At 76.4% G+C, this 16,850-nt stretch carries 17 protein-coding genes and 1 riboswitch; of the genes, 5 read left to right on the forward strand and 12 right to left on the reverse strand.

Features of this window, described 5'->3' with window-relative positions:
• A partial coding sequence (locus E4P41_RS22335) for a hypothetical protein (protein WP_209307789.1) occupies positions 1-628 on the forward strand: 628 nt, incomplete at its 5' end.
• 7 nt (positions 629-635) lie between these two features.
• Here the strand turns inward: E4P41_RS22335 and E4P41_RS18255 are convergent.
• Both E4P41_RS18255 and E4P41_RS18260 read right to left on the reverse strand, forming a co-directional pair.
• On the reverse strand, positions 636-1,553 hold the full coding sequence (locus E4P41_RS18255) for a ribonuclease Z (protein ID WP_135142676.1): 918 nt from the start codon (positions 1,551-1,553) through the stop codon (positions 636-638).
• On the reverse strand, positions 1,550-2,080 hold the full coding sequence (locus E4P41_RS18260) for a gamma carbonic anhydrase family protein (protein WP_135142677.1): 531 nt from the start codon (positions 2,078-2,080) through the stop codon (positions 1,550-1,552). The genes E4P41_RS18255 and E4P41_RS18260 overlap by 4 nt, the downstream gene beginning before the upstream one ends.
• 234 nt (positions 2,081-2,314) lie before the next feature.
• Here E4P41_RS18260 and E4P41_RS18265 point away from each other — a divergent pair, with 234 nt between their 5' ends.
• Positions 2,315-2,638, forward strand: a complete 324-nt coding sequence (locus E4P41_RS18265; protein WP_245177464.1) for a VanZ family protein — start codon at positions 2,315-2,317, stop codon at positions 2,636-2,638.
• A gap of 26 nt (positions 2,639-2,664) precedes the next feature.
• Here E4P41_RS18265 and E4P41_RS18270 read toward each other — a convergent pair whose 3' ends face one another.
• A complete protein-coding gene (locus tag E4P41_RS18270) occupies positions 2,665-3,348 on the reverse strand; it encodes a response regulator (RefSeq protein WP_135142678.1) in 684 nt (227 codons plus the stop codon).
• On the reverse strand, positions 3,345-4,991 hold the full coding sequence (locus tag E4P41_RS18275) for a sensor histidine kinase (RefSeq protein WP_135142679.1): 1,647 nt from the start codon (positions 4,989-4,991) through the stop codon (positions 3,345-3,347). The genes E4P41_RS18270 and E4P41_RS18275 overlap by 4 nt, the downstream gene beginning before the upstream one ends.
• A 145-nt stretch (positions 4,992-5,136) precedes the next feature.
• On the opposite strand from E4P41_RS18275, the gene E4P41_RS18280 reads away from it, so the two are divergent.
• Positions 5,137-6,573 (forward strand): cation:dicarboxylase symporter family transporter, encoded by a 1,437-nt coding sequence (locus E4P41_RS18280; protein WP_135142680.1) that lies wholly within the window; start codon positions 5,137-5,139, stop codon positions 6,571-6,573.
• 92 nt (positions 6,574-6,665) lie between these two features.
• Here E4P41_RS18280 and E4P41_RS18285 read toward each other — a convergent pair whose 3' ends face one another.
• The 6 genes from E4P41_RS18285 to E4P41_RS18310 form a co-directional block, all read right to left on the reverse strand.
• Entirely contained in the window at positions 6,666-8,165 is a 1,500-nt protein-coding gene (locus tag E4P41_RS18285) for an MFS transporter (protein WP_245177465.1), read from the reverse strand.
• An 89-nt stretch (positions 8,166-8,254) separates the two neighbouring features.
• Positions 8,255-8,617: a thioredoxin family protein gene (locus E4P41_RS18290; protein ID WP_135142681.1), complete on the reverse strand. Its 363-nt coding sequence runs from the start codon at positions 8,615-8,617 to the stop codon at positions 8,255-8,257.
• Between the two features lie 273 nt (positions 8,618-8,890).
• Positions 8,891-9,604 (reverse strand): dienelactone hydrolase family protein, encoded by a 714-nt coding sequence (locus tag E4P41_RS18295; RefSeq protein ID WP_135142682.1) that lies wholly within the window; start codon positions 9,602-9,604, stop codon positions 8,891-8,893.
• 118 nt (positions 9,605-9,722) lie between these two features.
• On the reverse strand, positions 9,723-10,751 hold the full coding sequence (locus tag E4P41_RS18300) for an ATP-dependent 6-phosphofructokinase (RefSeq protein WP_135142683.1): 1,029 nt from the start codon (positions 10,749-10,751) through the stop codon (positions 9,723-9,725).
• 171 nt (positions 10,752-10,922) lie between these two features.
• Positions 10,923-11,714: a DUF1932 domain-containing protein gene (locus tag E4P41_RS18305; RefSeq protein ID WP_135142684.1), complete on the reverse strand. Its 792-nt coding sequence runs from the start codon at positions 11,712-11,714 to the stop codon at positions 10,923-10,925.
• Positions 11,715-11,784: 70 nt separating this feature from the next.
• Positions 11,785-12,126, reverse strand: coding sequence for an STAS domain-containing protein (locus tag E4P41_RS18310; RefSeq protein WP_135142685.1), 342 nt, complete (start codon positions 12,124-12,126; stop codon positions 11,785-11,787).
• Between the two features lie 170 nt (positions 12,127-12,296).
• On the opposite strand from E4P41_RS18310, the gene E4P41_RS18315 reads away from it, so the two are divergent.
• Positions 12,297-13,904 (forward strand): acyl-CoA synthetase, encoded by a 1,608-nt coding sequence (locus tag E4P41_RS18315; protein ID WP_135142686.1) that lies wholly within the window; start codon positions 12,297-12,299, stop codon positions 13,902-13,904.
• 4 nt (positions 13,905-13,908) lie between these two features.
• Here E4P41_RS18315 and E4P41_RS18320 read toward each other — a convergent pair whose 3' ends face one another.
• Together E4P41_RS18320 and E4P41_RS18325 are read right to left on the reverse strand one after the other, a co-directional pair.
• The gene (locus tag E4P41_RS18320; protein ID WP_135142687.1) at positions 13,909-14,142 is read right to left on the reverse strand and encodes a hypothetical protein; all 234 of its coding nucleotides are present in this window, start codon (positions 14,140-14,142) and stop codon (positions 13,909-13,911) included.
• A 58-nt stretch (positions 14,143-14,200) separates the two neighbouring features.
• A complete protein-coding gene (locus E4P41_RS18325; RefSeq protein WP_245177466.1) occupies positions 14,201-15,490 on the reverse strand; it encodes a S8 family serine peptidase in 1,290 nt (429 codons plus the stop codon).
• A gap of 292 nt (positions 15,491-15,782) precedes the next feature.
• Positions 15,783-15,931: riboswitch (cyclic di-AMP (ydaO/yuaA leader) on the forward strand.
• Positions 15,932-15,945: 14 nt separating this feature from the next.
• Between E4P41_RS18325 and E4P41_RS18330 the strand changes: the two genes are divergently transcribed.
• Positions 15,946-16,806: an NlpC/P60 family protein gene (locus E4P41_RS18330; RefSeq protein ID WP_135142689.1), complete on the forward strand. Its 861-nt coding sequence runs from the start codon at positions 15,946-15,948 to the stop codon at positions 16,804-16,806.
• Positions 16,807-16,850: the final 44 nt, after the last annotated feature.

Here is a 16,850-nt window from a genome sequence, read left to right on the forward strand (position 1 = left end):
CGATCTCGCGCTCCCGGCGCGGGCCGCGGACGTCCCGCCGCTGGACCCGCTGCGGCCGGCCGCCACCGGTCCCGCACCGCGGCTGGTCGCCGAGGCCCTCACCGAGATCGCCGTCCCCCTGGGCGCGGAGCCGGCCGCGCTGGAACCGCAGCTGCTCTGGTCGGGGACCCTGCCGATGGCCGACGTCCCGGGCACCGCCGCCGTCGTCGTGGCCCGCAGCCCCGGCGGCGGGCTGGTCGTGACCACGTGGGCCGGGCAGCTCGGGCCCACCGGCGCCGGCCGGGCCGTTCCGTGCGGCGTGCACACGCCCCCGGGGACGACGGACGTGGCCGGGCTGGTCGTGGCGCGCGTCTGCGACCTCTCCTCCCCCGAGACCGAGCCCTCCGACCAGGGCCGCTGGCTGGTCGTCACCGCGCCGGCCGCGGCCACGGCCGGCGCCGTCCTCGACGAGCGGGGCGGCGTGCTGACCACCCTCCCGCTTCGCGACGGCGGCGCGGTCGCCCTCCTGCCGGCGGGAGCGCGGGACGTCCGGACCCTCGACGCGACCGGCCGGGCGCTCGCCGAGGTCCCGATCAGCGCCGTCGCCACGGTGCCGTTCGGGGACTACGGCTCCGGCGAGCTGCGCTGAGCTCCGCTCACGGCCGACGCCGCGGGACCGGCACCGTCTGCAGGTCGGCCGCCACGACGAGGTCGCCGTCGAACACCGCGGCCGCCTCCTCCCGGTAGCGCTCGGGGTCGGGGTAGCGCTGCGAGAAGTGCGTGAGCACCAGCCGCCGCACGCCGCAGTCGGCCGCCACCGCCGCCGCCTGGCGGGCGGTGAGGTGGCCGTACCCGCGGGCCAGCGCGGCGTCCTCCTCGAGGAAGGTCGACTCGACGACCAGCAGGTCCGCCCCGTCGGCCAGCGCCCAGACCGCGTCGCAGAGCCGGGTGTCCATGACGAATGCGACCCGCTGTCCCGGCCGCGGCACGCTGACCTCCGCCAGCCGCACGGTGCGCCCACCGACGTCCAGCGCCCCGTCCCGCTGCAGCCGGCCCACGTCCGGCCCGGCCACCCCGGCGGCGGCCAGCGCCTCGGGCAGCATCCGGCGGCCGTCGGGCTCGACCAGCCGGTAGCCGAACGCCTCGACGAGGTGGTCGAGCCGGCGGGCCTCCAGCGTCCACGACGGGCCGGACGCCACCGGCCCGTCGGCGGTCAGCGGCTCCTCGCGCAGGTCCAGCACGTCGGAGAACACCGACGCGCCCCGCAGCCGGCCGAAGTACTCGCTCCCGGACGCCGGGAAGTGCGCGTGCACGGAGTGGGCGACCCGGTCCAGCGACATCCGCTGCACCACGCCGGGCACGCCGAGGCAGTGGTCGCCGTGGAAGTGGGTCAGGCAGATCCGGGTGACCGCGCTGCTGGGCACGCCGGCGAGCAGCAGCTGCCGCTGGGTGCCCTCGCCGGGGTCGAACAGGAACCCCTCGCCGTCCCAGCGCAGCAGGTAGCCGTTGTGGTTGCGGGTGCGGGTGGGCGCCTGGCTCGCGGTACCCAGGACGACGAGCTCGCGGACCGTCATCCCCCGTCGACCCGCTCGATGCCCGCCGCGTGCCGACGGGCCAGCTCCTGGTAGATCGCCGGGTTGCCGTCGACCCAGCGCGCAGCACCCGCGCCGAGCGGTCCCCGCACCGTGGCCGGCGCCCCCAGGGCCAGCACGCCGTCGGGGATCTGCGCCCGCGGCGGGACGAGGCTGTGCGCCCCGACGAGCGCGCGGGCGCCGATGCGGGCGCCGTCCTGCACGGTGCTGCCGTTGCCGATCAACGCCTCGGCGCCGACCACCGCGCCGTGCACCACGCACAGGTGGCCCACCGTCGCGCCCGGCCCGATCTCGGTCTCCGGGTCGGCGCCGCCGTGCAGCACCGAGTTGTCCTGCACGTTGGCGCCGGCGCGCACCACGATGCGGCCGAAGTCGGCGCGCAGCAGCGCGCCGTACCAGACCGACGCCCCGGCCTCGACGACGACGTCCCCCACCAGCGTGGCGGTCGGTGCGATCCACGCCTCCGGGTGCACGGAGGGAGCGCGGCCTTCGAAGGAGAACAGCGGCACGGGCGGAGCCTAGGTGCCCACCGCGGCCCACCTCGCGCCGGTCGCCGCCGGCCCGGCGCGGAAGAGAGCGGCTCCCAGCCTGCGTCCAGGCTGTTCGCAGGCTCTGCCCGGGCGGGCGGGGCACCGTGGGGGCATGGACGCCGACCGCCGCACCGGACTGGACGCCGCCCTGCTGCTCGCCGCCCTCGCGGTGGTGCTGCTGACCCTCACCCCGACCGGCGGCTCCGGCTGGGAGTGGGCGCACCCCTGACCGAGCTGCGCTGGTACGCCACCGGGCTGGACTCGGAGGCGACGGTGCTGCAACTGGTGGGCAACCTGCTGCTGCTCGCCCCGCTCGCCGTCCTGGCCGTGCTGCGCTGGCCGCGGCTGGGCACGCCGCTACGGCTCGGCGCCCTGGCGTCGACGGCCGGTGCCGGCATCGAGCTGCTGCAGTGGGCGCTGCCGCTGGGGAGGGTGGTGTCCCCGGTCGACACCGCGCTCAACGCCGCCGGCGCGGTCGCGGCCGGGCTGCTGGTCGCCCTGGTGGCCGGCCGCCCCTCCCAGCGCCGGGTGGCATAGCGCGACGACCTTCGACGACCTCACCGTCACCGTGAGGCGGGGCGCCAGCGGTACCCCAGCTCGGGGCGGCCGGTGCCGCCGTAGCGCGGCGCCCGATCGACCAGGCCGGTGTCGGCGAGGTACTCGAGGTAACGACGGGCGGTGATCCGCGAGGCGCCGATCAGCTCGGCGGTCTCGGCGGCCGACAGCCCGCCACCGGCGGTGCGGACGGCGGCGACGACGGCGTCGAGGGTCTCCCGTCCCATCCCCTTGGGCAGCGGCGCCGGCCGCCTCGGGCGCACGCCGCCGAGCACGCGGTCGACGTCCTCCTGCCCGGCGGCGTCCCCACCGGCGTGCAGCCGCGCGCGGTACTCGGCGTAGGCGGTCAGCCGGTCGCGCAGCGCCGGGTAGGTGAACGGCTTGAGCAGGTAACCGACGACACCGTGCGCGGCGGCGGCGCGCACCGTGGCCAGCTCCCGCGCCGAGGTGACGGCCAGGACGTCGACCTGCGCGCCGGCGCCCCGGATCCGGCGGCAGAGGTCGATGCCGTGCGCGTCGGGCAGGTTCATGTCGAGCAGCACCAGGTCGACCGGCAGCCGGGCGAGCGCGTCGAGGGCCGCCGCTCCGGTGCCCGCCACCGCGGCGGTGGTGAAGCCCGGCGTCCGGTCGACGTAGGCGCGGTGGGCCTCGGCGGCGACCGATTCGTCCTCGACGACGAGGACGCGGATCACCGGGCGGCCGCCACGTCCGGGCGCAGGGCCGGCACGCCGACGGGCAGGGACACCGTGAACAGCGCGCCCGGGCCGGGCCGGACGGTCAGCGTGCCGTCGTGCCGGGCGACCGCCTGGGCGACCAGCGCCAGGCCCAGCCCGCGGCCGAGCCCGGAGGGGGCGCCGGCGGTCTCCTTGGTGGTCCAGCCCCGCTCGAACAGCCGCGGCAGGTCCTCCTCCCGCACGCCCGGTCCGGTGTCCTCGACCCGGAACTGCAGCCGCCCGCCGGCGACCTCCGCGGCGAACTGGACCTCCCGCGGCGGGTCCCCGGCCAGCGCCGCGTCGATCGCGTTGTCCAGCAGGTTGCCGACGACCGTCACCAGGTCGCCGCCCGGGATGCCCGTCTCCCCCACCGCGGTCGCCGGGTCGACCTCCAGCAGCACGCCGCGCTCGTGGGCGGTCGCGGCCTTGCCGAGCAGCAGCGCCGCCAGCACCGGGTCGCCGACGGCGTCGACCACCCGGTCGGTCAGCCGCTGGGCCGACGCAAGCTGGGCGGTGGCGAAGTCGATCGCGTCCTGGGTGCGGCCGAGCTCGACGAGGGAGACGGTGGTGTGCAGCCGGTTGGCCGCCTCGTGCGCCTGCGCGCGCAGCGACTCCGCGAAGGAGCGGACGCTGTCCAGCTCGCCGGTCAGCGCCTGGAGGTCGGTGTGGTCGCGCAGGGTCACCACCGCGCCGGCCGAGCGGCCCCCGGGCCGCGGCGGCGCCTGGTTGACGACCAGCACCCGCGCACCGGTCACGTGCACCTCGTCGACGGCGGTGCGCTGCTGGCCGAGCGTCGCGGTGAGCTCCGGCGGCAGGCCCAGCTCGCCGACGTGCCGGCCGGTCGGGTCGCCGGCCAGCCCCAGCAGGCGCCGGGCCTCGTCGTTGACCAGCTGGACCCGCTGCTCGTCGTCCACCAGGAGCAGTCCCTCGCGGACGGCGTGCAGGACCGCGTGGTGGTAGTCGACCATCCGCGCGAGCTGGCCCGGGGAGAGCCCGTGGGTCTGCCGCCGCAGCCGCCGGGAGAGCGCCGCGCTGCCCAGCGCCCCCACGGCGAGCGTGGCCGCCGCCGTGCCGAGGATGCCGGGGACGGCGGCGGCGAGATCCTTCCCGATCGCCTCGACGGTGACCCCGGCCGAGACGACGGCCACCACGTCGCCGTCGGCGTCGAGCACCGGGCCGGTCGCGCGGACCGACGGGCCGAGGGTGCCGGTGTAGGTCTCGGTGAAAGTCTCGCCGTCCAGCGCCGGGCCGACCGTGCCGATGAACGGCCGGCCGATCTCTGCGGGGTCGGGATGGGTGTACCGGGTCCGGTCCGGCGCGAGGACGGTGATGAACGACGTCCCGGTGTCGGCGCGCACCTGCTCCACGTAGGACTGCAGCACCGCGGTCGGGTCGGGGCCGGTGACCGCCTCCAGCACCAGCGGCGAGTCGACCAGGCTGGCCACGATCGCGGTGGTCTCCTCCTCGGCCGCCTCCCGGACCGCCTGCCGGGCGTCGGAGTAGGCGACGGCGGTCATGGTCAGGACGACGGCGGCCACCACCAGGGCCTGGAGCAGCAGCAGCCGCCGGGCGAGGCTCGCCTCGTCGCGGCGGCGGTGCCGGAGGGAGGCGGGCACGCGCACGTCCGCGAGTGTGCCCGGTGCGCCCGCCCGCTGCGCCCGCGTGTACGCAATGAACGAATGCGTGACGACGGTCACCGGCACCCCGCACCGTGACGGCGACGGCCCCCTCGGGCCGGCATCCCCCTCCCTGACCCCAGGAGCTGTCATGGCCTCAGGCACCGTCGCCGACCAGCCGCCACCCGCGACGCGGCGGGACCGCACCCACTGGCTGTACATCGCGGTGATCGGCGCGGTGCTCGCCGGCATCGCGGTGGGCTTCCTCTTCCCGGACCTCGCCGTCGAGCTCAAGTGGCTCGGCACGGCGTTCGTCGGGCTGATCAAGATGCTCATCGCGCCGGTGATCTTCTGCACGATCGTGCTGGGCATCGGGGCCATCCGGCAGGCGGCCAAGGTCGGCCGCATCGGCGGGCTGGCGCTCGGCTACTTCCTGCTCATGTCGACGATCGCGCTGGCGATCGGCCTGGTCGTCGGCAACGTCCTCGACCCCGGGGACGGGCTGGCGCTCTCCGACGAGCTGCGCGGCGAGGGCGCCGACCTGGCCGGCGAGGCCGAGGAGGCCGGCGGGACGACGGACTTCGTGCTCGGCATCATCCCGACCACGCTGGTGTCGGCCCTGACCGACGGCTCGGTGCTGCAGGCGCTGCTGGTCGCCCTGCTGACGGGCTTCGCGATCCAGGCGATGGGCCGCTCCGGCGCGCCGATCCTCAACGCCATCGGTTACTTCCAGAAGCTGGTCTTCCGCATCCTCGCGATGATCATGTGGGTCGCCCCGATCGGGGCCTTCGGCGCGATCGCCGCCGTCGTGGGCGAGACCGGCGTCGACGCCCTGAAGAGCCTCGCGGTGATCATGCTGGGCTTCTACGCCACCTGCGTCGTCTTCGTGTTCGTCATCCTCGGCCTGCTGCTGCGACTGGTCGCCGGGGTCAACATCTTCACGCTGCTGCGGTACCTGGGCCGCGAGTTCCTGCTCATCGTCTCGACCTCGTCGTCGGAGACCGCGCTGCCCCGGCTGATCGCCAAGATGGAGCACGCCGGCGTGAGCCAGCCGGTCGCGGGCATCGTCGTCCCGACCGGGTACTCGTTCAACCTCGACGGCACCGCCATCTACCTGACGATGGCCTCGCTGTTCATCGCCCAGGCGCTGGGCGACCCGCTGTCGATCGGCGAGCAGGTCGGCCTGCTGCTGTTCATGATCGTCGCCTCCAAGGGCGCCGCCGGTGTCACCGGGGCGGGCCTGGCCACGCTGGCCGGCGGCCTCGCGGCGCACCGGCCGGACCTGCTCGAGGGCGTCGGCCTGATCGTCGGCATCGACCGCTTCATGTCCGAGGCGCGGGCGCTGACCAACTTCGCCGGGAACGCGGTGGCCACCGTGCTGGTCGCCACCTGGACGAAGGAGATCGACCGCGAGCAGCTGTCCGGGGCGCTGTCCGGCCGCATCCCGTTCGACGAGGCCACGATGCTCGACGACGGCCACGGCGGTTCGCTCGACGCCGACCTGCCGGCCTCGGCGACCAACGCCGGCCCGGGCCAGCGGGACGCCGACGACGCGCAGCGCGAGCTCGCCCAGGCCTCGCTGCGCTGACCCCCTCGCTGCGCCGATCCCGCAGCGACCGGTCCCGGGGGTGCCCGGCCCGATCGAGGGCCGGGCACCCCTCGTCGTCCCCGGGACGGCCGTCAGTGGTGGGCGGGGTGCCCGTGGACGTGCACCGCGTCGGGGTCCGGCTCCTCCGCGGCCTCCTCCCGCCGGGTACGGCGCAGGTCGACGACGGCGAGCACGAGCGCCGCCGCGATCCCCGCGACGGCGAGGCCGAGCCCGGCGGCCGCCGCGGTCGGGAAGTCCTGATCGGTGGCCCCGAGGACGACGTAGAAGAGGCCGGGCAGCGCCGCCGTCCCGATGACCGCTCCGAAGCGCTGCGCGGTCTGCAGCCCGCCCCCGGCCGCACCGGCCATCCGGACCGGGACGTCGCGCAGCGTCATCGTGATGTTCGGCGAGATGACGCATCCACCGCCGAGACCGCCCACCAGCAGCGCGGGCGCCACCGCCCAGGGGACGGCGCCGGCCGGCACGAGCAGCAGGACGGCGATCGTCGCGCCCAGTCCGGCCAGCACGCCCACCAGGCCGACCACCGTCACCGCCCGCCCGTAGCGCTCGACCAGCCGCCCGGCCACCACCGCCGCCGCCGCCGCGCCCAGCGCGAACGGCGTCACCGCCAGCCCCGACTGCAGCGGGGTGAGCCCCAGGCCGGTCTGGAAGAACAGCGCGAACACCAGCCAGATACCGCTGAAGCCGACGAAGTAGGCGGTGCCCAGCGCCGCGCCGAGCCCGTAGCCGCGGGTCCGCGTCACCAGCCGCGGGTCGAACACCGGCTCCCCGCCGCGCCGCACCAGCCGCTGCTCCCAGGCGACGAAGCCGGCCATCACCAGCACCCCGACCGGGAAGAGCCACCACAACCGGCGCAACCCACCGGCCTCGGCCCGCACCAGCGGGAACAGGAGCGCGAGCGCCCCGACGCCGAGCAGCAGCACTCCGCCGAGGTCCATCCGCCCGCGCCGGCCCGTCCTCCCGCGCGGCAGCAGGCGCCAGGCGAGGGCGAAGGCGACCACGCCGATCGGCACGTTGACGTAGAAGATCCACCGCCAGTCGGCCACCTGCAGCAGCAGCCCGCCGACGATCGGCCCCACCGCGGTGGAGACGCCGACGACCGCGCCGAACAGGCCGAACGCCCGGCCCCGCTCGGCACCGCGGAACAGCTGCTGGATCAGGCCGGAGTTCTGCGGGGCCAGGCACCCGGCGGCCAGCCCCTGCGCCAGCCGGGCGGCGATGAGCAGGCCCACGGTCGGTGCCGCGCCGGCCGCCGCGCTGCACAGCACGAAGCCGGCCAGGCCGACGAGGAACAGCCGGCGCCGGCCGAGGGCGTCGCCGAGCCGGCCGGCGGGGACCAGCGCCAGCGCGAAGGTCAGCGCGTACCCGGAGACGACCCACTGGACGGTCGCCGGGGTGGCCCCGAGGTCGCGCTGCAGCGTCGGCAGCGCGACCGACACGATGCTGACGTCGAGCAGGCTCATGAAGCCGACGACGAGAGTGACCGAGAGCGCCCGCCAGCGCCGCGGGTCCGGCTGGTAGTCCTCGTCCCGCGCGGTCCGGTCGACGTCGGGCCGGGCCGCCACGGGCACCTCCGCAGGGTCTGGGGAGGCGCCGGGTGCGCGCCCTCGGTCTTCCTCGATCCTGCGCCCGGCCCGCGCGGTCCGCAGGACGGACCGGGTCAGCCGATCGGCTCGGGGAACTGCTCGCGGACGGCCCGCATGTCCAGCTCGCGGACGGTGGCGATGAGCACGTCCACCGAGTCCGCGGGCAGCCAGCCCGGCTCGGCGAACACGAGCACGCCGTCCCGGAACACCATGAGGCTGGGCGCCCGCCGCACCCCCACGGCGGCGGCCAGCGCGGGCTCGGCGTCGAGGTCGACCGTGGCGAAGCGCAGGTCCGGATGCCGCTCGGCGGCGGCGTCGAACACCGCGGCGAACGCCCGGCTCGAACCCGACCGGGCCGTGCGGAAGTCGACCAGCACGATCCCGTCGGCCCGCGTCGCCGTCGTGAAGTCCTGCCCGGTGAGCCGCACCGTGTCCATGCCGACCTCCTGTCCCCGGCGCCCAGTGTGCCCGCTCCGGCCGCGGCGCGGCCGCTCGCGCGAGTGCGACGAACTCGTGGCGATCAGCCGCTGATGGCCACGAGTTCGTCGCACTCGGTGCGGCCGGGATGCCGGCGACGGCGGCCGCCCCGGTCGCCGCACTCGGCCGCGCTGAGAGAGGATCCCCTTCCTCCCCACCCCTCGCGAGCTCGGGGCGGTGCCCGGGAGGGGGCCACGCCGCGGGCTGGCGAGTGGCGGAGGCAGAGTCCTTCGTCAGCCGGCGCGCAGGTGGATCTCGAAGAAGCGCAGGATGCGCGCCCAGGCGTCCTCGGCCGACGGGTGGTGGTAGCCGAGGCCGGCCACCTGCTCGAGGACGGCGAACGGCCCGCTGTTGTGCCGGTTCATGAACGAGTGCCCGGCATCGGGGTACTCGCGGACGTCGTGCGGCACGCCGTGCTCGGTCAGCACGCGCTCCAGCCGCTGCGCCGCCCCGCGGAGGGCCCGGTCGCGCCTGCCGTAGCCGGCCACGACCGGACACGCACCGGCCAGCACCCGCTCGGCGTCCCTCGGCAGCATCCCGTAGTTGGGCGCGGCGACGTCGAAGCCGCGGGTGGCGCCCAGCAGCGCGAAGCCGCCGCCCATGCAGAAGCCGAGGACGCCGACCCGCCCGGTGCAGTCCGGCCGGTCGCCCAGCCAGCGGCGGGTCGCCTCGAGGTCGCCGAATGCCGGGCCTCCCTGGCGCAGCAGGTCGCCGAAGGTGCGCCGCAGGCAGCGCGCCGCCCCACCGGCGCTGAACAGGTCGGGGGCGACGGCGAGGTAGCCGGCGGCGGCCAGCCGGTCGGCCTGCTGGCGGGTGTCGTCGGTCAGCCCGAACGCCGCGTGGACGACCACGACTCCCGGCCACGGCCCCTCGCCGACCGGCGGAACGGCCAGGTGGGCCCGCAGTTGCGGGACGCTCGCACCGCCGGGGACGGTCGTCTCGGGCACGGGCGTCTCCCGTCGTCGGTCGGTCGGTCGGGCCTCGGACGCTACCGAGCCGGCCCGGGTCCGGCGGCGGCGCGCGTGGTGGAACCGCCGCCTGCAGCGCCGTGCGAACGGGTGCGGGTCAACCGGTGAAGGCGCCGGTCTCGGCCAGCCGGGAGGGCGTCACCGTCTTCAGCCGCGCGACCGCGGCGGCCAGCGGCACCAGCTCGATCTCCGTGCCGCGCAGCGCGACCATCTGCCCGACCTTGCCGTCGTGCGCCGCGATGGTGGCGTGCAGGCCGAAGCGGGTGGCCAGCACCCGGTCGAAGGACGTCGGGGTGCCGCCGCGCTGGACGTGGCCGAGCACGGTCGCCCGCACCTCCTTGCCGGTGCGCCGCTCGAGCTCGGCGCCGAGCTGCTGCGCGACGCCGGTGAAGCGGCGGTGGCCGAACTCGTCGACGCCGCCGTCGCGCAGCGGCATCTGACCGGGCAGCGGGGCGGCGCCCTCGGCGACCACCCCGATGACGTGCGAGTCGCCCCGGGAGAAGCGCTCGCAGACGATCCGGACGACCTCGTCGACGTCGAACGGCTCCTCGGGCACCAGCGTGAGGTGGGCGCCGGCGGCGAGGCCCGCGTGCAGGGCGATCCAGCCGGCGTGCCGGCCCATCACCTCCACCAGCAGCACCCGCTGGTGCGACTCGGCGGTGGTGTGCAGCCGGTCGATCATCTCCGTGGCGATGCTGACCGCGGTGTCGAAGCCGAAGGTCAGGTCGGTGCCGTCGATGTCGTTGTCGATGGTCTTGGGGATGCCGACCACCGGGACGCCGGCCTCCGACAGCAGGTGGGCCGCGGTGAGCGTGCCCTCGCCGCCGATCGGGACCAGCACGTCGACCCCGTGCGCGGCGAGCACCTCCTTCATGGTGTCCAGGCCCGCGTGCAGCTTCGCGGGCGCGACGCGGGCCGAGCCGAGCGTCGTCCCGCCGCGGGTGAGCAGACCGTCGACGGCGGCGACGTCCAGCGGCGTCGTCCGGTCCTCGAGCAGCCCGTGCCAGCCGTCGCGGAAGCCGATCACCGAGCTGCCGTACTGGGTCGTCGCGGTGCGGACGACCGAGCGGATGACGGCGTTGAGGCCGGGGCAGTCGCCCCCGCCGGTCAGGATGCCGATGCGCACCGGCTGCTCCCTGGAATCGTGGGCCGGGTCGCGACCGACGATACGTTATGACGACATGACGAAGGCGCGACACGTCGACATGGCGACACGGCGCCGGAGCGACCCTCGCCGGGCCGGCCCCGGCGGACGGCGGCGGTCCGTGATCACTCGGCGAGAGGCGCGGGCGCCGGCTCAGCCGGTGGGCCCGGCGGGTCCCTCGGCGAGGGCGGCGAGCTGGTCCCGGGCGGCCGCGGCCACCCGCGCCGGCACACCGAGGTCGCGCAGCTGCTCGGCGGCGGCGCCCATCTCCGCGGCACGGCGGCGGGCGTGCCGCCGCGAGCCGGCGACGAACGCGTCGACGTCGGCGGCGGCGAAGCGGTCCAGCTCCGCGCCGATGTCGCTGCGCAGCCAGTCGGCCACCCCGGCCGCCTCCGCGCCCTCCATCGCCTCCACGACGGCGGCGGCCATGCCCTTCCAGAAGACGCTGCGCAGCAGCTTGCGGGAGATCGCCGCCCCCGGCGGGCCGTCGAGCAGGTCCACGGTCACCCCGAAGCCGGCCAGCACCTGCGCGTACCGGCGGGCGCCGTCGCCGGAGACGAGCATCGGCGTGCGCAGCCCCTTCCCGGGGACCGTGGCCAGCAGTGCCACGTCGGCCACCGGCACGTCCCGGCCGGCGACGGCCTCCGCGAGGCCCCGTTTGACGCTCGGCGCCGCCGTGTTCAGGTCGGCCCACACGGTGCCCGGCCGCAGGCCCGGGAGAGCGTTGCGCAGCGCGACCGGCGCATCGGCGGCGCTGTTCACGCTGAGCACCAGGTCGGCGCCGGCCACCGCGGCGGCCTCGTCCGGCCGCGGCAGCACCCCGGGCGGCGGGGCCATCCGCGGGTCGTAGCCCCGGACGTCGGCGCCCGCGGCGACCAGGTCACGGGCGATCTCCGCCCCGGCCTCCCCCAGCCCCAGCAACGCGATCGCCGGCGGTCGGTTCACGCTGGCCCACCTTCCCCGGCCCCGGCGGGCCGCTCCCGCGGACTGTAGGCCCCGCGGGCGTGCGGGCCGGTCAGCGGTGCCCGTCGTCCTCCAGCACGAACAGCACCGAGATGCCGGCCAGGTCGAGGACCTTGCAGAACCGCGGCGAGGCGGCGCGGAGAACGGCCGGCCGGCCGTCCCGCGCGGCCTGCTGGGCCCACCGCACCAGCAGCGACAACCCGGTCGAGTCGATGTAGCCGACCGCGGCCACCTGCACCGCCACGAGCTCGCCCTCGGGCAGCCCCGCCGCCCGCATCCGCCGCACCAGCGGCTCGTCCACGTCGCCGTGCAGGTGCAGCACCGGGCCGCCGTCCTCGTGCACCACGCGGAAGGAGCCGGTCGGGGGCTCGGTGCCGGGGCCCGGGGGGTGCACGGGCCCACTCTGGCGGCGCCCGCCCGCCGGGACAACCGGGTTGCGAACGCGGCGGCGCACCGGTCCCGGCCGCCGACCCGGCCGGCCGGCGCGGTGCGGGGGTTCTCCCCGGTCAGGCGGGCAGGCAAGCTGACGCCGTCCCCGTCGCCCGCGAGAGGTCCGGTCACTCCATGGATTCCGGCTTCAGCCCCACCACCACCGCCGCGATCACCCGCGCCCGCCGGCACGCCGTCGGCGACCTGCTGCACCGCACCGCCCGCCGGTACCCCGGCAAGCTCGCCGTCGTCGCCGGGGAGCTGCGGGTCACCTACGCGGAGTTCGACGCAGCGGTGAACCGCACGGCACACGCCCTGGCCGACCGGGGCCTGGCGAAGGGCGACCGGCTGGCGCTGCTGTCGCACAACTGCTGGCAGTACGCGGTCCTGGCGTTCGCCACCGCCCGGCTCGGCGTGGTGCTGGTGCCGGTCAACTTCATGCTGGGGCCTGCGGAGATCGCCTACATCCTCCGGCACTCCGGTGCGCGGGCGATGGTCGCCGAGGACGTCCTCGCCCCCACCGCGGAGCAGGCGCTCACCGCCGCCGGGGTCGCCGACGGGCTGCGCGGCTGGATCCCGCTGTCCGGCGCCGCGCCGGCCGCCGGCTGGGAGGACGTCGATCCCTGGTGGCGGAAGGGCCCGGACACCCTGCCCGACGTGCTCGTCGCCGACGACGACCCGCTCCGGCTGATGTACACGTCGGGGACCGAGTCGCGGCCCAAGGGCGTGATGCTCTCCAGCCGCTCGCTGGTCAGCCAGTACGTCAGCTGCGCGATCGACGGGGAGATGAGCGCCGACGACGTCGAGCTGCACTCGCTGCCGATGTACCACTGCGCGCAGCTGGACTGCTTCTTCTCCGTCGACGTCTACCTCGGCGCGACCAGCGTGATCCTCCCCGGCCCGGATCCGGCGGCGCTGCTGGCGGCCATCGCCCGGGAGCGGGTCACCAAGCTCTTCTGCCCGCCGACGGTGTGGATCTCGCTGCTCCGGCACCCGGACTTCGACACCACCGACCTGTCCAGCCTCCGCAAGGGCTACTACGGCGCCTCCGCCATGCCGGTCGAGGTGCTGCGCGAGCTGCAGCGCCGGCTGCCCGACGTCGCGCTGTGGAACTTCTACGGGCAGACGGAGATGGCGCCGCTGGCCACGATCCTGCGCCCGGGCGAGCAGCTGGAGCGGGCCGGCTCGGCCGGCCGGGCGGCGCTCAACGTGGAGACGATGCTGGTCGACGACGACGGCTCCCCGGTCCCGCCGGGGCAGGTCGGCGAGATCGTGCACCGCAGCCCGCACGCCGCGCTCGGCTACTACGCCGACGAGGAGAAGACCGCGGAGGCGTTCCGGGACGGCTGGTTCCACTCCGGCGACCTCGGGGTCATGACCGCCGACGGCTACCTCTCGGTCGTCGACCGCAAGAAGGACATGATCAAGACCGGCGGGGAGAACGTCGCCAGCCGGGAGATCGAGGAGGCGATCTACGAGCTCGACGGCGTCGCCGAGGTCGCCGTCTTCGGCATTCGCCACCCGCACTGGATCGAGGCCGTGACCGCGGTGGTCGTCCCGAGGCCGGGGGGAACGCTGACGCCCGCGGACGTGCAGGCCCACGCCCGGGAGCGGCTGGCCGGCTACAAGCGGCCGAAGTACGTCGTCCTGGCCGACGGGCTGCCGAAGAACCCGAGCGGCAAGATCCTCAAGCGGGAGCTCCGCGAGCGGCACGCCGGCCTGGCCGCCACCGACGCCGGCTGACCGGCTACTGGACCGGCGCGTCCGGCGGTGGCAGCCGGACGCGGCGGGCCTCCTCCACCGCGGCCACCCCGTCGACCCGCAGCGCGGTCAGCGGCCGTCCGGCGGGGATCCGCCCGGCGATCACGCCGACCTCGTCGAGCACCTGGTCCACCTGGAGGCCGTGCTCGCGCAAGGTCTCGGCCACCGCGCCGACGCGGCCGAGGTGCGCGTCGTCGACGGTGACGATCACAGCGGTCACCCCTGCACCGTAGCCGCGGGCGGCCCCCCTGCGGCGGAACCGTCACTGCGGCGCGGGGTCACGGGGGTGCGACGGGCAGCCCCGACCCCACGTCGACCGACGGGGCGGTCAGCCGCCGACCCGCCTGGGTGAGCGCCCACCACAGGTCCCGCCCGCGCAGACCGGTCTCCTCCGTCCACAGCGCGGCCAGGCCGGCGACGTGCGGGGTCGCCATGCTCGTTCCGCTGATGGTGTTGTACCGGGTCGGCATCGGCCAGGACGAGAAGACGTCGACCCCGGGCGCGGCCAGGTCGACCTGTCCACCCGGGGCGGCGGTGCTGCGGGCGGAGAACCAGGCGGCCTCGAGGGCCTGGTCCAGCGCGCCGACGGCCAGCACGTCCGGGCTGTTCGCCGGGGCGCCGACGAACCCCACGTTCCCCTGGCGCCGGTCGGCGTTGTTGCCCGCCGCCGCGACGATGAGCGAGCCGCGGTCCAGCGCCCGGCGACCCGCGGCCGTGTAGGCCGGGCTGGGCTCCGGGGTGTCGGCGCCCAGCGACAGGGAGATGACCTGGCACTCGTTGCTCAGCGCCCAGGCGATGCCGGCGAGGATCTGGGCGTCGGTGCCCGAGCCCTCGTCGCCGAGCACCTTCCCGACGAAGACCTCCGCCTCGGACGCGACGCCGTAGCCGCGCGCCCCCTCCGGGGTACGGGGGCCGCACGCGGTGCCCACGCAGTGCGTGCCGTGTCCGTGCCCGTCCTGAGGGGACTCGCCGGGGACGAACGAGGTCGCCGTCACCGCCCGCCCGGCCAGGTCGGGGTGCGTGGCGTCGAAGCCGGTGTCGAGGACGGCGACCCGGATCCCGCGGCCCGCGCGCGGGGAGGTGACCACCTCGGTGGCCTGCAGGCCCCAGGTGAACAGCGGGGTGTCGGTGTACACGGGCGCGCCCGGCACTGCCCCGTCCCCGGTCGTCCCGAGCAGCCGCCCGGTGAGGTCGTCGATGGCGTCCCGGTACCCGGCCAGGTAGCCGTCGGGGACCTCCGGGAGCACGTGGTGGACCAGCTCCGGCGTGACGGCGACCACCGAGTCGACCTCCGCCAGCCGGTGCGGGTCGAGGGCGGCCACGGCCAGACCGAGCCGGGGGAAGACGATCGCCTCCGCCTGCCGCAGCTCCCGCGCGTCGACGTCCGCCGGTTCGACGTCCCGGGAGTCGACGACCTCCGAGAGCCCGGCGAGCCGGCGCAGCACGGCCACCCCGTCCACGTCGGGGTCGGCGAAGACCACCACGGACCGGCCGGTCGTCGGGACCGGCGGGGGCACGCCGATCCTGCCCGGCCCCGTTCCCGGACCGGCCGGCGGTCGTTCGATCACGGGTACCTCCTCGTTGCGGCGGTGGCGCGGCATGGACGCCCGGGAGCCGGCGAACCCATGGTGACGCGGCGCCATCTACAGCGCACCCTCAGCCGCCGGCGGCGTGCGCGACGCCGCCGCGGGACGTTCTCGGGCGGTGTCGTCACGCTGAGTCATGTCTGCCCGGGGTGTCTGGGCGGTGCGGCTTCCCGCCCGCCCCCAGGTTTGTCACGACCCGGTCACGGCCCTAGCGTGACGCCGGTCCGACCGGGTCGTCCCGCCACTCCCGTGGCAACCGGGCGGACGCCGCCGAACTCCGAGCCGGCCGTCTCGCCGGCTCGGGGACCGGGGACCCACCGCAGCACCGGGGTGAAGCGCTCCACGGCCCACCGGGTCGCGGGCGCCGGGCGCCTTCCCGCCCGAACCCGTCAGCTAACTCGGTAGGCGGCCGTGGAAGAGAGGACAGACCCGCCTCCATGGCGAGTTCGCACACCCCTGCCCGCCGCACGGTGGGTCGCATCCTGGTGGGCATGGTCGCCGCCGGCGGCCTCACCCTGACGACCCTCCCCGCATCCGCCAGCCCCGAGGACCCGGCCACCTCCCGGGAGGCCGCGGCGCTCGTCGCCGCCCGCGCCCACGACCTCGAGGTGGTCACCGAGCGCTTCAACGAGGCCCGCGAGCAGCTGCGCGCCACCCAGGAGGCCGCGGCCCAGGCCACCGAGGACGTCGCCGCCGCCGAGGCCGCGCTCGCCGCGGCGCGCGAGCAGGTCCGCAGCGTCGCCCGCAGCGCCTGGACCGGCGACCGACTCACCACCCTCTCGGCGATGCTCACCAGCGACTCGCCGGACGAGCTGCTCGACCGGGTCGGCACGCTGCAGGCGATCGCCGACCACACCAACGGCGTCCTCGGCGTCGCCCAGCAGGCCACCGACGCAGCCGCCGCCGCACGCACCGCGGCCGAGCGGACCGAGGCCGAGGCCGAGACGCTGCTCGACCGGGTCACCGCCCAGCGGGCCGACCTGGACCGGCAGGTCGCCCAGTTCCAGGCCGAGTACGACCGCCTCGCCGCCGAGGAGCAGCGGGCCGCCCGGGAGGCCGCCGAACGGCACGCCGCCGAGGAGGCCGCCCGGGAGGCCGCCGAGCAGCAGGCCGCCGAGGAGGCCGCCGCGCAGGCCGCGGCCGAGCAGCAGGCACCGCAGGTCGCACCGGCGCCCGCCGAGGAGGCTCCCGTGTCCAGCGACGCCGGGCCGGAGGCGTCAGCTCACGGCGCCGTCCGTCGCGGTCTCCCGCCGTCGGGCTGCCGGCCGACACCGCGGCCGGTGCCGTACCCCGCCTGAGCGGAGCCGGACCGGCCGCTCGTCGAAAACCCTTCGGGCCCCGC

Source organism: Geodermatophilus sp. DF01-2 (assembly GCF_004571065.1).
Classification (GTDB): Bacteria; Actinomycetota; Actinomycetes; order Mycobacteriales; family Geodermatophilaceae; genus Geodermatophilus.

Excerpts from the sequence above, each read along its gene's own strand:
- E4P41_RS18255 (WP_135142676.1), bottom strand. The coding sequence starts at position 1,553 with ATGACGGTCCGCGAGCTCGTCGTCCTGGGTACCGCGAGCCAGGCGCCC.
- E4P41_RS18280 (WP_135142680.1), top strand. The coding sequence starts at position 5,137 with ATGGCCTCAGGCACCGTCGCCGACCAGCCGCCACCCGCGACGCGGCGG.
- E4P41_RS18290 (WP_135142681.1), bottom strand. The coding sequence starts at position 8,617 with ATGGACACGGTGCGGCTCACCGGGCAGGACTTCACGACGGCGACGCGG.
- E4P41_RS18315 (WP_135142686.1), top strand. The coding sequence starts at position 12,297 with ATGGATTCCGGCTTCAGCCCCACCACCACCGCCGCGATCACCCGCGCC.
- E4P41_RS18330 (WP_135142689.1), top strand. The coding sequence starts at position 15,946 with ATGGCGAGTTCGCACACCCCTGCCCGCCGCACGGTGGGTCGCATCCTG.